General features: G+C 41.6%; 15 protein-coding genes. 10 read left to right on the top strand and 5 right to left on the bottom strand.

All coding sequences use genetic code 11. From position 1 onward, the window contains the following. Nucleotides 1-58: 58 nt before the first annotated feature. Entirely contained in the window at nt 59-1,204 is a 1,146-nt protein-coding gene (locus BN3261_RS14035; RefSeq protein ID WP_059086573.1) for an MFS transporter, read from the bottom strand. A gap of 55 nt (nt 1,205-1,259) precedes the next feature. After that, nucleotides 1,260-1,412, bottom strand: a complete 153-nt coding sequence (locus tag BN3261_RS17785; RefSeq protein ID WP_015526448.1) for a hypothetical protein — start codon at nt 1,410-1,412, stop codon at nt 1,260-1,262. 151 nt (nt 1,413-1,563) lie between these two features. Between BN3261_RS17785 and BN3261_RS14040 the strand changes: the two genes are divergently transcribed. Continuing rightward, entirely contained in the window at nt 1,564-2,439 is an 876-nt protein-coding gene (locus tag BN3261_RS14040) for an AraC family transcriptional regulator (RefSeq protein ID WP_235812391.1), read from the top strand. Nucleotides 2,440-2,521: 82 nt separating this feature from the next. On the opposite strand, the gene hcp is transcribed toward BN3261_RS14040, so the two are convergent. Next, a complete protein-coding gene (gene hcp, locus BN3261_RS14045) occupies nt 2,522-4,096 on the bottom strand; it encodes a hydroxylamine reductase (RefSeq protein ID WP_059086575.1) in 1,575 nt (524 codons plus the stop codon). A 149-nt stretch (nt 4,097-4,245) separates the two neighbouring features. Between hcp and BN3261_RS14050 the strand changes: the two genes are divergently transcribed. Further along, the gene (locus BN3261_RS14050) at nt 4,246-4,938 is read left to right on the top strand and encodes a Crp/Fnr family transcriptional regulator (protein WP_022427006.1); all 693 of its coding nucleotides are present in this window, start codon (nt 4,246-4,248) and stop codon (nt 4,936-4,938) included. A gap of 157 nt (nt 4,939-5,095) precedes the next feature. Beyond that, nucleotides 5,096-5,566: a GNAT family N-acetyltransferase gene (locus BN3261_RS14055; protein ID WP_021651228.1), complete on the top strand. Its 471-nt coding sequence runs from the start codon at nt 5,096-5,098 to the stop codon at nt 5,564-5,566. 61 nt (nt 5,567-5,627) lie between these two features. On the opposite strand, the gene BN3261_RS14060 is transcribed toward BN3261_RS14055, so the two are convergent. Next, entirely contained in the window at nt 5,628-7,388 is a 1,761-nt protein-coding gene (locus tag BN3261_RS14060; RefSeq protein ID WP_110925821.1) for a diguanylate cyclase domain-containing protein, read from the bottom strand. Nucleotides 7,389-7,642: 254 nt separating this feature from the next. Between BN3261_RS14060 and BN3261_RS14065 the strand changes: the two genes are divergently transcribed. Continuing rightward, nucleotides 7,643-8,998: an MATE family efflux transporter gene (locus tag BN3261_RS14065; RefSeq protein ID WP_059086577.1), complete on the top strand. Its 1,356-nt coding sequence runs from the start codon at nt 7,643-7,645 to the stop codon at nt 8,996-8,998. 31 nt (nt 8,999-9,029) lie between these two features. Next, nucleotides 9,030-10,367 (top strand): MATE family efflux transporter, encoded by a 1,338-nt coding sequence (locus tag BN3261_RS14070; RefSeq protein WP_059086578.1) that lies wholly within the window; start codon nt 9,030-9,032, stop codon nt 10,365-10,367. Between the two features lie 84 nt (nt 10,368-10,451). Here BN3261_RS14070 and BN3261_RS14075 read toward each other — a convergent pair whose 3' ends face one another. Beyond that, nucleotides 10,452-13,271, bottom strand: a complete 2,820-nt coding sequence (locus BN3261_RS14075; RefSeq protein ID WP_110925823.1) for a bifunctional diguanylate cyclase/phosphohydrolase — start codon at nt 13,269-13,271, stop codon at nt 10,452-10,454. Between the two features lie 306 nt (nt 13,272-13,577). Between BN3261_RS14075 and BN3261_RS14080 the strand changes: the two genes are divergently transcribed. From BN3261_RS14080 to BN3261_RS17790, 5 genes are read left to right on the top strand one after another with little or no spacing between them, the layout of a single operon-like run. Then, nucleotides 13,578-13,799 (top strand): hypothetical protein, encoded by a 222-nt coding sequence (locus BN3261_RS14080; RefSeq protein ID WP_015526439.1) that lies wholly within the window; start codon nt 13,578-13,580, stop codon nt 13,797-13,799. Nucleotides 13,800-13,801: 2 nt separating this feature from the next. Continuing rightward, nucleotides 13,802-14,014, top strand: coding sequence for a hypothetical protein (locus BN3261_RS14085; protein WP_015526438.1), 213 nt, complete (start codon nt 13,802-13,804; stop codon nt 14,012-14,014). A 20-nt stretch (nt 14,015-14,034) separates the two neighbouring features. Then, the gene (locus tag BN3261_RS14090) at nt 14,035-14,757 is read left to right on the top strand and encodes an AzlC family ABC transporter permease (RefSeq protein WP_059086957.1); all 723 of its coding nucleotides are present in this window, start codon (nt 14,035-14,037) and stop codon (nt 14,755-14,757) included. A 40-nt stretch (nt 14,758-14,797) separates the two neighbouring features. Next, on the top strand, nt 14,798-15,124 hold the full coding sequence (locus BN3261_RS14095) for a branched-chain amino acid transporter permease (RefSeq protein WP_059086958.1): 327 nt from the start codon (nt 14,798-14,800) through the stop codon (nt 15,122-15,124). Next, nucleotides 15,046-15,453, top strand: a complete 408-nt coding sequence (locus BN3261_RS17790; RefSeq protein ID WP_199874127.1) for a hypothetical protein — start codon at nt 15,046-15,048, stop codon at nt 15,451-15,453. The genes BN3261_RS14095 and BN3261_RS17790 overlap by 79 nt, the downstream gene beginning before the upstream one ends. Nucleotides 15,454-15,565 lie beyond the last annotated feature (112 nt).

The following is a 15,565-nucleotide window of genomic DNA, read 5'->3' on the forward strand; positions in this document are numbered from 1 at the left end:
AAGTGATGATACAGCTTCCGGGTTTGCAGAGTGAAAAAATATAATTACAATCAATAAGTCAGTGCTTTGATATCTTCTTCCGATACAGCAGGAATAACATAAACAATAGAATTACTGGAAAAATAAGTCCGAATCCCATGCCGATCTTAATATTATTTCCAGCATTCTGGGTGATACGACCAACAATTCCAGGTCCAATGCTGCCACCTAAATCTCCTGCCATGGCAAGAAGAGAGAACATAGCCGTTCCACCTGTTGGAAAAGTTTTTGAGGAAATACTGATGGTTCCAGGCCACATGATTCCAACTGAAAATCCACATGCAATACAACCGATCAGTCCGATGATCGGGTTGGATGACAAAGCAGTAAGCAGATAACAGACAACGCATAATATGCCTGAACCACTCATAAACTTCATTAAATCTAACTGTTCTCCATATTTACCAAAAATTATACGGCTGATTCCCATTGTTACTGCAAACATACATGGACCTGTTAGATCTCCCAGAGCTTTTGATAATCCCAGTGCTGATTCTGCATAAGCAGATGCCCATTGAGCCATTGCAAGTTCAGAAGCTCCGGAACAGATCATCAGACATATTGCAACCCAGAAAAATGGCTTGGAAAACAGATCCTTAATTTCCATTCCAGAACCATTGTCAACCAGAGATTCGATGGGACAGGTCATGAAGTTATAAGTATTAATTGCAGGAATGATTGCCCATATTACGGCGAGCCACTTCCAACTGTCTATTCCAAATATCAGGAAAAATAAGCTGGAAATCAAAATTGTCCCAACAGCTCCCCAACAGTAAAATGAATGGAGCAGACTCATAGTTGCTTCTTTGTTTTCAAACGGACAGGCCTCGATAATAGGACTGCAAAGTACTTCTATTAAACCGCTTCCGATGGCATAAACAATAACACTACATATAATTCCAATAAAAGGATCAGGTAAAAAATCAGGTAAAAATGCCAGTCCAAGCAGACCCAATGCAGCAAATATTTCTGATGCAACAATGCACACACGATATCCGATATGATCTACGAATTTGGCACAGAACAGATCAACCAGAAGCTGTGTGAAAAAGAAGAAAGTGGATATCAGAGCAATGTTACCGAGAGAAATATGGTAGTCACTGTGAAATTTCAAAAAAAGAAGCGGTGCGAAGTTTGCCGCAATAGCCTGTGTGATAAATCCCATATAACAGGCTATTTTTGTCTTATGGTAGTTAGTTTTTTTTTACAGCATTCATTTTTTATTTTCCTCTCCGAATGTTTTTAACAGTCTTATGTTCAATCTTCACATTCATCAATACTTCTACAAAAAAGTCTGTTCTGGGTGGTGCGGTTATTTCAATTTTGTCGCCCTCAATGTTGATCTCACTTTCATTCATCCATTTAAAAATCATAAGAATACCTCTTTTCTTTTTTTACTTGATTATATAGCAAATATCAGATATATACATTGAATTAAATTATAGAAATACTGTATAATATCGTAAAAAAGAAAGAACGTGATATGGGATGGATTATAATAAAATACTTACAGACGAGGAGTTCATGGAAATTAAACAGCATGGAAGCAGTGATTATCCGTTCCAGTATTATTATGATAATCTGGAATTGTTTGATTTTCATTGTATTGAGTGGCACTGGCACAGAGAATTTGAGTTTTTATATGTCGAGTCCGGACAAGTTACATGCGGAATAGGAGAAAAACAGATTATATTGTCAGAAGGAGAAGCAATTTTTATTAATTCTAAAATATTGCACCGCTTTTACGCATCATCAGGTGGTATCATTCCTAACTTTGTATGTATGCCGGAATTTATTGCGCCGGAGAACAGCCTGATCTATAAGAAATATATCTTGCCAATCATTTCATCGAATATATATTTCCAGCGTTTTCAGACTGATGAATTATGGCAAACAAAGATCATACAAACTATGATAAAAATAATGGAAATACAGAGGAATGACAAAATAAAAGAACTTGCTACTTTGGCATTGCTGCAGGATTTATGGCTGACTTTTTATGAAAATGTAAAGTTATCTGATAAAGGAGATGTACAGACAGTGGATGAAGTTGCACAGAAAAGAGTGCAGTTGATCATGCAATATATACATGAAAACTATAATCGCAATTTGTCTCTGGATGAAATTGCTTCGCATATAGGAATCAGCAAAAGTACTGCACTTAATTTGTTCCACCGTTTTTTACATACTACACCGGTTAATTATCTGATAGGATATCGACTTCAGGCAGCTTCCTGGTTATTGAAAAATACAAATAAAAAAGTAAAAACGATCGCCTATGAAAGCGGATTTCATAACGTTGATTATTTTTGCAGATTGTTTAAAAAACGTTATCATTTAACTCCATCAGAATATCGCTGCACATGTTTAAAAGTGTTGTCGGCTGATCCGAGTCTTTAGACCTGTAAATAAAGCCGATGCAGGACTTTTGGAATCCTGTATCGGCTTTGTTGATTTTGTAAAGGCTTTGAAAAATTTACTTTTACTGGTTCATCAGTGCTTTGATATCTTCTTCCGGTGTGGTAATAGGTGCAATACCATAATTTTCAACCAGAAAGTTCAGAATATTAGGAGAAAGGAATGCCGGAAGAGAAGGACCAAGACGGATATTTTTGATACCCAGGTGCAGGAGGGTTAACAGGATGCAGACTGCTTTCTGTTCATACCAGGAGAGAACGAAGGAAAGCGGAAGCTCATTTACAGAACATCCAAATGCATCTGCAAGTGCCACAGCAACCTGGATTGCACCATAAGCATCATTACACTGTCCCATATCCATCAGTCGTGGCAGACCACCGATCTCTCCCAGATCGAGATCATTGAAACGGAATTTTCCACATGCCAGGGTGAGGACAATACTGTCAGAAGGTGTCTGCTTCACAAATTCCGTATAATAGTTTCGACCTGGCTTGGCACCATCACAGCCGGCAACCAGGAAGAAATGGCGGATCGCGCCTGATTTTACGGCTTCTACTACAGTACCTGCATGGGACAGGATGGCTGCATGACCAAAACCGGTTGTCACTTTTTTTCCGCCGTTGATACCGGAGAACATCTGATCTTCTTTGTAACCGCCCAGCTCCAGTGCTTTTTCAATAACTGGTGTGAAGTCTTTCTTCTCGTCAATATGAACAGCTCCCGGGAAGGCAACCACTTCTGTTGTAAATACTCTGTCAGCGTAGCTGCTTTTTGGAGGCATCAGACAGTTGGTAGTGTAGAGGATAGGGGCCGGAAGATGGTCAAATTCTTTCTGCTGATTCTGCCATGCAGTTCCGAAATTGCCTTTCAGGTGAGAGTATTTCTTTAAGAATGGATAGGCATGGGCAGGGAGCATTTCACCATGTGTATAGATATTGATTCCTTTTCCCTCAGTCTGTTCAAGCAAAAGCTGCAGATCTTTCAGATCATGTCCGGTCACGACAATAAAAGGCCCTTTTTCTACCGTAAGTGTAACATCAGTTGGCTCTGGTGTTCCATAGGTTTCTGTATTTGCCTTATCAAGAAGTGCCATGCACTTCAGATTGATCTCTCCTGTTTTGAGTACTGTGGAAAGCAGTGCTTCTGTGCTTTCTTCATAACCGATCTTAGATAATGCCTCGCAGAAGAACTGATTCACTTCGGCATCTTCATAATTCAGAACATTTGCATGATAGGCATAGGCAGCCATTCCGCGGATACCAAAGAGAATAAGAGATTTCAAGGAGCGGATATCTTCATTGGCATTCCACAGCTGCTGAAGATCATATTCCTTTGTTCTGCAGTCAGGAGCCAGTCTTTCTTTTTCAGCTCTGACTTTTTGTATCATATTTTCGATTGCTGCATTGTCAAAACTTACATTTGTAACTGTAGTAAACAGTCCTTCGATTATGATCTGTCCGGTTCTTTTTGAAATAGTTTCCGTGCTGTCGGCAGCTTTAGCCAGACTGATCAACGCACCTGTCAGTTCGTCCTGTAATTTCGCTGTATCTGCTTTTTTTCCACAGACACCGGCATTTCCGGTACAGCCGGTACATCCGACTGTCTGTTCACACTGAAAACAAAACATTTTTTTATCCATTATTGTATTCTCCTTTTATCCTGTGATTTTTTCGAAGGATCTTTCTTATTATTTTATCCTCGACTAGTAGTATTTATCCTTGGTTTCTGTTAGGAGTATAGTATAATAATTACAACGTGTATGTTTGATTTCCAACAGGAGGATTAATTTTGAAAAAATATTTACCCATTCTAAGAACGAGCCCTTTCTTTAAAGGTCTTACTGATAATGAGATATTATCCATACTGCATTGTGTAAATGCAGCAACGATCTCCAGAAAACGGGATTCTTATATTTTCAGAGCCGGAGACTCTACCGAAGTAATGGGACTTGTGGTGGCAGGCTGTGTTCTTGTTATTCAGGAAGACCTGTGGGGACATCGGAATATTCTGTCAAAATGTCATGCGGGAGATTTTTTTGGTGAACCATATGCAGCAAGTCCGGGAGCTGTTCTGAATGTCAGTGTGGTAGCAGACGAAGATTGTGAGATTATTTTATTAAATGTTCAAAGGCTTCTGGTTTCCTGCCCAATAGTATGTGAGCATCATCAGAAGCTGATCCGTAACCTGGTCGGTGTCTTGGCAAATAAGATCCTGATCCTCAACGATAAGATCACACATGTGGGCAAGCGAACGACAAGGGATAAGCTGTTGTCCTATCTGTCGTCGGTATCTATCAGACAGGCATCGTTATCCTTTGATATTCCTTTTGACCGGCAGCAGCTGGCAGATTATCTTTGCATTGACCGTGCGGCAATGTCTTCGGAGATATCAAAGCTGCAAAAAGAAGGGCTTATAAAAACAAACAGAAACCATTTTGAGCTGACTGTCTGTAATGATACGGATTCAGGAATAAAAATGTGATATACATCACGGAAAACGATAAACTTTTTCATTATAATGCAAAAGGAAAGTGAGACTGCTTAAAGAGATTTTATTGTTATAAGCGTTCACACGATGGTATTATGGTGTATGTATAAAGAATCTGTGAAACCAGTTATTGAAAAACAGGAGGAAAAAAATGCTCATCAGAAAAGCAGAAGAAAAAGATATTCCGAGGATTCTGGAATTGTTAGGACAGGTGCTGCAGATCCATGCAGATATAAGGCCTGATATTTTTATTCCGGGCACAACAAAATATACGACAGACGAATTGACAGAGCTTTTGAAAAATGAAGAAAAGCCAGTATATGTTGCAGCGGATGAGGCTGATGTTTGTGTGGGGTATGCATTTTGTCAATTAAAGGAGCAGCCTTTTTCAAACAATATGGTACCGTTTAAATCTCTTTTTATAGATGACCTGTGTGTCGATCAGGAGACACGAGGACAGCATATTGGGGAAAGTCTGTTTGAATATGTAAAAAAAGAAGCAAAGCAGCTGGGATGCTATGAAGTGACATTGAATGTGTGGGCAGGAAATACTTCAGCAGAAAAATTTTATGAAAAAATGGGAATGCGGACAAAAGAAAGGCAGATGGAATACATATTATAAGATGTTGAATTGTTCAGGAAAAAAAACAGCCGGCTAAGATACAGACTGAGATGTCTGTACCTTAGCCGGAAAATTTATCACTGTAATGAACATGCATAGCTTCCCAGTCCATAAACAATACATAAAATACTCTTCCGTATTGCTGGCTGTCCACAATCCTTCCGTGATCAAGAACAGAAAGGTAAGTGCCGTCTGCTTTTCGAAGATGAAAGTGGATATAGTCATTGTTATTGCCGGCATCGATCTGTTTCCAGATGCTTGTTTCTATCTGCTGTTGTTCATCTTCCCTGATCAGGTTGTGGAAGCTTTTCCTTGTAAGGCTGAAGAGTTCATCTATATTTTTATATCCGGTCATTTGAAGGAACTCATGGTTTGCATACAGGAGTTCATCATCATCTTTGTCCGCTCTGTATATGATAAATGCACCCGGAAGGTGTTCAGAGATATCCTTGAATGCAAATCCGAGCTGTTTGCGGACTCCTGACCGGAGCCCCTCCCTGTAAGCCATACATCCGTTTTTTCCGTGAAGCTTTATTTCATAAAGTGCTGCATCTGCACAGCGCATAAGCTGTGAACGGCTGGATGCAAAGGTTGGATATTCTGCATATCCGAGAGAAATAAAAAACGGATATTCTTTTCCCTTACATGAAAATGTCTTTGGAAGCTTGGTAAATTGCAGCAGCAGTTCTCCCGCTTCTTTATAGGTATGATCCGGCAGAAGAATGCAGAACTCATCGCCACCGTTTCTTCCCAGTAATGTGTTTTTTGGGAAAAAAGCCTTCATGCTATCTGTAAGACTCTTTAGTGCCCTGTCTCCATAGACATGTCCGTAAATATCATTAATAAACTTAAAGTCATCAATATCAAGGAGTGCGGCCACAAAATGCGTTTTTGGATTTTTAGTGATCATCCTTTCGGCTAATTCATCAAATCCATAGCGGTTGTAAATATCGGTGAGAGAATCTGTGTGTGCCAGTATTTGAAATTTGTTTTTATTTTCTTTCGATACTAACCATACCCGGGTAAGACCTGAGAAAAGTAAAACGACAGTAGTAAACATTCCGCCGACGATTATCAGTAATCTAAGGTCTCTCCATCCGCTTTCAGGAGCTACTTCTAATTTCCAGTTCTCTTCCCCTATCGTAAAACCATAAGAAACAGTATGAGTTAATTGGTCGTCTGACTGATAAACAACTTTATAAGTATCGCTCCAGGGAACGTCGGTTTTTGAGAGTCTGTATTCATATCCGAAATCCGAAAGTGCACTGATCGCATCTGAAAAAATGTCAGGAACACGCAGGATAACAATGGTAAATCCCCAGAAATATTCCTGGTTGTTTTCATCTTTCAGGTAGACTGGATTGCGGACAGCAATTCCACAGCCGCCCCGTTTTAAATCGAAAGGACCTTGTGTAATGATCACGTGATTGTCTCTTGCGTAACAGGAAATTTTGCTGCAATCTTTATCCTGGAGCAGATCGATCTTACTCGCTTCCGTTCCCTCAGAAGGATAAATATCTGTTACATTACCATCCGGAGCAAGCTGTATGCTTTCAATAACGTCAGACATAATATTTTCCGCAATTGTGTCAAACTGACTGATCTTTCCGTTTTCACTGATCAGGACCTGCTTTAGCGTATCTGTGATCGCAATTCCATTTGTAATCTCATTTTTTATACGTTCGCCGTAGGTTGTTGCATTTAATTGTGCTTTTATGTGTTGTTGTTCAGTTTCATGTGAGTCTATTTTGTATACAATTAAACCAACAAGGCATATGCCCAGTAAAAAAACGATAAGAGGTACAATTGTTTTTTTCTTCACCTGGTTCACCTCGTTTTATTAGTTTCACAATAAAATATTATATCATAGAAGTGAAAAAATAGAATGATTTTTTGCGTTAAAGTGATATTGTTTTTTTTATGTACAATGGAAATATGACCAGAGGGTGAAATATAGTATACAATTGAGGATTATATTGGAAAGAGTACTGAAAAAACCTCGCGGTTTTGTAGGGTATATGATATACTATTCTTCATAAGTAAATATCTTATCGGAATTCACGGAGGATCTGACCGATGCTGAATAAAAAAGATTTTTTAAAATATGCATCAAAATTAGCATTTCCGATCATGATCCAAAATCTGATCGGAACATTAGTAAATGTTGCGGATACTGTAATGCTGGGATATGTAAGCCAGACTGCCATGTCAGCTTCATCTCTTGCCAACCAGTACACATTTATTCTTTTCTGTTTGTATTATGGCATGGCTACAGGTACTTCGGTTTTATGTGCCCAGTACTGGGGAAAGGGTGATAAAAAGACAGTAGAAAAGATTCTCGGCCTGGCGGAGCGGATCTCACTGATCGTTTCTCTTGTATTTTTCGTTATCTCCTTTTCCATGCCGACTACGATCATGAAGATTTTTACAAACAGTCCGGATACGATTGCTGCCGGCAGCGAGTATTTGAAGGTGATCTCGTTTTCCTTTATGTTTATGGGATTCTCTCAGGTTTTCATGAGTGCCCTTCGAAGTGTCGGAAAAATAATGCTGCCTTCTGTTACATACATTGTATCGCTTTGTGTCAATGTATTTTGTAATGCCACCTTTATCTTTGGCCTGTTTGGACTTCCAAAGCTTGGTGTTACCGGTGTTGCCCTTGGTACTGTTATTGCCAGGATCGCAGAGGTATTGATCTGTCTCATCTATTCATTAAACAGCTCCGATGTCAGATTTCGGATAAAATATTTCTGTGCGAAATCCGGTATTCTGTTCAGGGACTTTATGAAAATTGCTTCTCCGGCTGTGATAAATGATGTTGTCTGGAGCTTTGCCAGTTCAGCGTTCGCAGCGATCCTTGGCCACATTGGCGATGATATGGTTGCCGCAAATGCCGTTGCTGTTATGGTGGTAAATATTGGTGCCATCGCCTGTCGCGGTTTTGCCAACGCTACTACCATCATTATCAGCCAGGAGCTTGGTAAAGATCACAAGGATACAGCCAGAGAATATGGAAAACGTATGCTGAGAATAACAATTATCGTAAGTCTCATCGGATGTGCCATTATTCTGGCAGTCCGCCCTATGATACTGGACTTCTACCGGGATAAACTGACAGAGACAGCCATTTATTATCTTGGTATTTTTATAATCATGACAACCTGGCGTCTTGTAGGAGAGGGTATCAATACCTGTCTTATATGCGGATGCTTCAGAGGAGGTGGCGATTCCAGGTTCGGAATGATCGTAGATTCCATATTTATGTGGCTTGTTGCAGTTCCTCTCACCTTCCTTGCAGCATATGTTTTAAAACTGCCGCCTGTCTGGGTATATTTTATAATGACCCTGGATGAGTTCGAAAAAATGCCTGTGGTGTTCATCCATTATTTCAGAAATAAATGGCTTACGAACATTACCAGAGATTTTGACTGATTATGTAACTAAGCAGGAGGCTTTTATAGAAATGAAATACTTTGAGGCAAAAATGTCTTATCCTCAATTTTTAAAATATCTGGTTCCATCAGTGCTGACCATGATCTTTTTATCATTTTATACAACGATAGATGGATTTTTTGTATCACGGTATGCAGGCTCTGACGCGCTTGCAGGAATTAATATTGTTATTCCGATCACCTGTGTTATTTTCGGAACATCTGTCATGCTTGCAACGGGATCAGGTGCCATCATAGGAGAGAGGATGGGACAAAAAAGAGAACAGGAAGCAAATGAGATATTTACTTTTATCACGATCGTGCTGTTCGTACTTTCAGTTGCTTTTACAGCTGTGGGAATCCTTTTTCTGAAACCGATCTGTATTTTTTTAGGAAGCAGTGAGCGCCTGATGGAGCATGTGGTGCCATACGCATTTGTCATATTTTTAGGATCGGTTTCGATGTCATTCAAGCTATTTTTTGAATATCTTGTGAGGACGGATGGGAGATCGTACATCGGAATGATCATGTCTCTGACAGGTCTGGCTTTTAATATTGTTTTCGACTATATTTTTGTGGCTGTATTCAGACTGGGAACGCTTGGAGCTGCATGGGGAACATTTCTCTCCATTACAGTAAGCATGTTGATCGGCTTTATCTATTTTCTGAAATACAGCCATATAAGGTTTTGCAGACCGAAGACCGACATGAGTGTTCTTCTGAAATCCTGCACCAATGGAAGCAGTGAAATGCTGACGGAGATGTCTACCGGGATCACTACATTTTTATTTAATCTTATTATCATGCAATATTTTGGTGAAGATGGAGTTGCGGCTGTGACGATCATTATGTATATTTACTATTTTTTCATCGCTTTTTATATGGGAATTGCCGTTGCAGCGGCTCCGATCATAAGCTATAATTACGGCTCTGAAAATCATGACAAGATCAGAGAAATAACACGATATAGTTTTATTACGATTGCCATCAGTTCAGTATTGATCCTCACGGTATCACTTGTATTTGGAAAACAGATCATCCATTTATTCGTTGGGGAGGGAAATGTATTTACATTGACATGGGATGGCCTGAAGCTGTTTAGTCCGGTTTTCCTGTTTATTGGTTTAAATGTATTTCTTTCCGGATATTTTACTGCCCTGGGAAAAGGTTTTATTTCGGCATTGATCTCATCAATGCGTTCTTTGATCCTGGTGGCTGTGTTCATATTGATCCTGCCAAAGCTTATAGGGGTTGCAGGCATCTGGATGACGATGCCGCTGGCAGAAGCCGTGACTATTTTCATGGCGGTTTATCTGTATCGAACATACGGAAAAAGTTTCATGCAGGAAAATTCCAGAGCCACGTCTTAATGATATTTTGCAAAACTTTAACAAAAAAGAGGCCGTCAAGTACGACCTCTTTTTTGTTATGGCTTTATCATGTCATGGGAGTATTTATAACTTCTGTGGAGATATTTCCAGGTATTCATAGGATGGCTGGAAATCATGGCTGTCACATTGACGGTAATATTGGGTAAAAATACGTTCTATGATATCAGGAATATGCGTTTCATCAGGCTCAAACAGTATGATGAGATACTGCAGGGAACTGTAGCGTGTACAGATATCCACACGGCGGATATTCTGCCGGATGGCCTGTTCCATATATTTCAGAGCCTGCTCAATGGATTCGATATCAGGAACTGTATCCACAAGTGTCTCGATGGTGATCATCGCCAGATAACATCTGCACTGGCTGCGTGTGACAAGCTGACTCATGTATTCATACTGGCGTGCGAAATCCCGGTAATTCAGATCAAGAGCACCTACATAGATGCCGCTTTTCTGAAGGGACTCTGCCACAAGCTCCAAATCCTTTCCGGAACCGGATGCTGCAAGAGTGCTGCGGTCGATCTGCTGGTAGAAAAAGAACTGGTTTTTGCCGTTTTGTTTTACGTAATACAGAGCTTTATCTGCTTTGGAATAGCAGTCCTCAAAGGAATCATCGGTGCTGCACAGACACAGGCCTGCGGACAGTGTGGCAAACCGGAGTTCCGGATCATCGGTAGTGATGTTGTGAAATTTCTGGAACAGATCGTCCATCTGCAGAGACAGGGAATCAGGATCTGTGTCCGGAAGGAACATCAGGAATTCATCTCCGCCAAGTCTGCAGGAAATTCCCTGATCTGCCCGTTTCTGAAGCAGCTTTCCAAGACATTTCAGTGCACGGTCGCCGGCTTTGTGGCCATAGATGTCGTTGATCTTTTTCAGGTTGTCCATATCAAGGAATACCAGACATCCATCATGTGTCTGCATAAATTCCGCGGTAAGACGTTCGCCCAGGTTACGCATGGGAAGACCGGTAAGGAAATCATAGCTTTTTGCGTCTTCCTGACTTTTTATGGTGGCCATTATGTCCGAGATGAATTTGCTGACGGTAAGCTGCATATCCGGAAGGTTATAGGTGTCCGGTTCTTCCTGGGAAGGATCCCACTGAGGCAGCCGCTTTTCCTTTAACAGTTTCAGAAAAATGTCTGTGATCTCCGGATCGAACTGTGTACCACGGTTTTTGCGGAATTCTTCGTAAACAACCTCCGGTGGAAGCGCATTACGGTATATTCGGCGGGAGTTCATGGCATCGTAGCAGTCGGCAACAGCCACGATCCGGGCATGGATGGGGATTTCTGTTCCGGCCAGCCCATCCGGATAGCCTTTTCCGTCATAACGCTCATGGTGACTTCTTGCGATTTCTGCCGCATGCGGGATCAGGGTTATATCCTTTAGGATCTCGGCACCGATGACGGTGTGTTTTTTTATAAGGTTGTATTCATCATCGGTCAGCTGTGCCGGTTTGTTCAGGAACGGATCCGGGATACCGATCTTTCCGATGTCGTGAAGGTGAGTAGCCCGTTTCAGATTCAGGATGTCCTCCTGTGTCCAGCCCAGCTCCTCTGCGATCAGGGCCGCATATTGTGCAACCCGGTAGGAATGACCGCGGGTGTACGCATCCTTTGCCTCAATGGTGGTGGAAAGGGTCTGTATCATCTGCAGAGACATTTTTTCATTCTGTTCCTGGTTTTTGCGGATTTCGCTTTGCTGGCGTTTCAGTTCTATATCCTGGACATTTTTGATGGCTCTTACAATATTGACAAAGAGCAGGATCAGCATGCCGGCGCCCACAAACAGTCCGGACATCAATGTGACAAAGTATACGGAGGTTGCTTCAACGGCAATACACAGGATCGCTGCCAGCAGACCAATGAGCAAAAGCCGGTCGGCCTTGTTTTTTTCGGTGCGTATATATTGGAAAAGGTGTACAAATATTGTGGCAACGGTGATCGCCAGGATTCCGTGACTTACAGGCATGGTTTCGATATAATCTGCGATACCTGCAGCAGTGAGGATCGTACAGACTGCAAAGTTTATCATTGCGATGCTTCCAAGACAGACATAAAATCTGTGATGCAGCCCTTTCTGGAGACTGTCCGCAAAAAACAGGATCGGGAGCGGACACAAAAGGATCATAACGAAGCACAGAGATCCGAGAGCGGAAGCGTTGGGGACTAGGAACTGACGGAGCTTGGATTCACCCAGCATCCAGACGGCGCCCATAACCATGCACCATCCAAGATATTCCGTGTCAAATCGTGTATGATAGACCAATCCCAGAGCGAAACTGAACAGGATCGTGACGATTCCGGCAAACAGGATAAAAAAAGCAATGTAGGTTTCCAGTCCGTATCTGCTGAAAATATATATCCAGATATCTGCCTTGTTTCCGCAGTAAACAGGATTGACAACTCCGGTGTAATTGGAGGTGTAGGTGGTCAGTTCAATACGGAGCTCTTTGCCGGCATCGGAAGCATAAACCGGGCAGAAAACATAACGGCTGGCGGAGTTTTTGCCCACAAGCCTTGTTTTATGCGTGGAGTAGCTGGTCCTGAGGTTGTCCCCTACATAAAAATCCACATCCTGCAGGGAAGAACGGATGGCAAAGCAGGTATCTGTAAGATCATCGGGAAGCTGGATGGTGAGGACCATCGTGTCACCGACGGGAACCTTGTAGGTGCCCGGAACGGAGATTTCCTGGGTGGTTCCATCCGGTTTCTGCCAGGTAACGGTACCGGAATAGATCACAGAGGCTGCTGAGGTGTCGGAAGAACGTTCATCCGCACCAAAGATCTGCATAAAAATGAACCAGCCAAGGATGGCGAACATCAGAATATAAAAGAAATATCTTTTTCCCTGGTTAAAGGTTTCGGTTTTTTCTTTCATGGCAATATGCCTCCTTGTAATGGGAAAGGAGTGGTTTGTAAATTGAAAAACTCCTTTAGATCGATTATACCAGACCGGAGTGGAAAAATCAGTATAAACAGACTAAGACGGGTAATTTGGTAAGATTTTACCAAATTTTTTATGAATTCGGTGGTATTATATAAAGCGGATAGAAAACATATCCGATGCATCTGCGCGCAGGATATGGTACAATGGGTAAATGTGGAGTATGACATGTAAAGCATGATATATGCAGGATAAAGGATCAGAATAAAGAATGAGAGTAAAGCGACAGGAGGAAGGATCATGAGTAAGATCGTAAATATCACATCAAAAGAGGATAAAGATCAGAAGCTGCAGGACATTGCAAATTCACTGGAAGAGCTGAAGGATGTAATGGCTGAAGTGATAGAGGCCTATGAGGAAGAAAATGCGGACAGCCGGAAGATGGACACGCTGACAGAGGCACTGGATGCGCTTGAGGACGCTTATGAGGCTGTTAACGATGTGCTGCTTGAGGAAATCTGATCATGCAGTATAAGGTTCTGAAGATAGAAGAAGACATGGATTTCGGCTGTGAAGAGCGGCAGCCGGGTGAAGCACTTATGTCAGTAGTGCTGATGGAAGATGAAAATGGAAATGAAACAAGTCTGCGACATGATGACGGTCTCCTGTACGAAAGAGATATCAATGAGGGAGATCTTGTTACCATGGACGGGCAGCATCAGCTGTGGAAATTGTAAAACAGAAGGGACGTACATCATTGAAGAAAAAAGCATTTAAAGCAGCGTTTCCGTATACCTTGCCTATCTGTGTAGGATTTCTTTTTCTGGGGATGTCCTATGGATTTATGATGCGCAGTAAAGGATTTTCTTTTGTATATCCGTTATGTATGAGCTTTTTCATTTATGCGGGCTCTATGGAGTTTGTTACAGCGAATCTGCTGCTGTCAGCCTTTGATCCGGTGTATGCATTTTTCCTGACACTGATGGTAAATGCGAGACATTTATTCTATGGGCTTTCCATGCTGGAGAAATATAAAAATACCGGATGGAAAAAGTTTTATCTTATTTTTGGAATGTGTGATGAGTCATTTACCGTGAACTGCACGGTAGAGCCACCGGAAGGCGTGGATCGTGGATGGTTTATGTTTTTTGTCAATGCGCTGAATCAGTTTTACTGGGTGGCAGGTGCTACCTCAGGTGCACTTTTGGGGTATGTGATCCATTTTAATACAAAGGGGATTGATTTTGTCATGACCGCACTGTTTGTGGTTATGTTTGTTGATCAGTGGGAAGATGCACAAGATCATAAGCCGGCGCTGGTCGGAATTGTATGCTCTGTGATCTGCCTGGTGATCTTTGGAAGCGGGAAGTTTATCCTTCCGTCAATGGCATCGATCGTTTTATGCTTCCTGGGAATGAAGAAGCATGAGGAGAAGAGAAAAAAAGAACGTATACAGAAGTCAGGAGAATATCAGGCATGACAGTTGGGATATAGCCGGACAGGAGGGATAAGGAATGACTATGACAATAACACAGCAGATCATAACGGTTGTGGTAGTGGTCCTGGGGACTATGACAACGCGATTTTTGCCGTTTATCATATTCCCGGAAGGAAAGGAACCGCCGGCTGTGATCACCTATCTGGGAAAAGTGCTGCCCTGTGCAGTGATCGGATTGCTGGTGGTATTTTGCCTGAAGGATGTGCCGGAAAGTACGCATTACGGACTGCCGGAGCTGATCGCAATACTGTTCATTGTGGTATTACATAAATGGAAGAAGAGTACATTGCTCAGCATAGGAGGGGGAACGGTGTTTTATATGGTGCTGGTGCAGACCATATTTGGTTAGTCAGAAATATGCGAAAAACAGAAAATGAAAAGTTAAGGCAGGATACGATAACCGTATCCTGTTTTTTGATTGCTGCAGTAATTTATGAAAATGCTGTAGATCAGACAAGCAGGCACAGGATTGTATGTAAAGGTGCAATAAGCCGTGAAAAGAAGCGAGCGGTCGCGAAAATGAGCGCGTCCGCAAGGGACGCACAGATGTATTTACTTGTTCCTGGAAAATACAGAGGAAATATGCCGGGATCAGAGGAATCTGTAATTGTAACAGAACAACGATACCCCTTACTTGTCTGTGAATCCGATTGCACAGTTCTAAAAGTCTCAGCGTAGCTGGAAGCAATAAATAGTGTGTGTGGAATGGTGTGTTATGAAAATAACAAAAATGAGTAACTTTTGTTCTCGCAATGGAATAAAAAACGACAAGACACTATGCGGCTTTATG

Origin of the sequence: Blautia massiliensis (ex Durand et al. 2017), from assembly GCF_001487165.1 — a bacterium.
In the GTDB taxonomy this organism is placed as follows: Bacteria; Bacillota; Clostridia; order Lachnospirales; family Lachnospiraceae; genus Blautia_A; species Blautia_A fusiformis.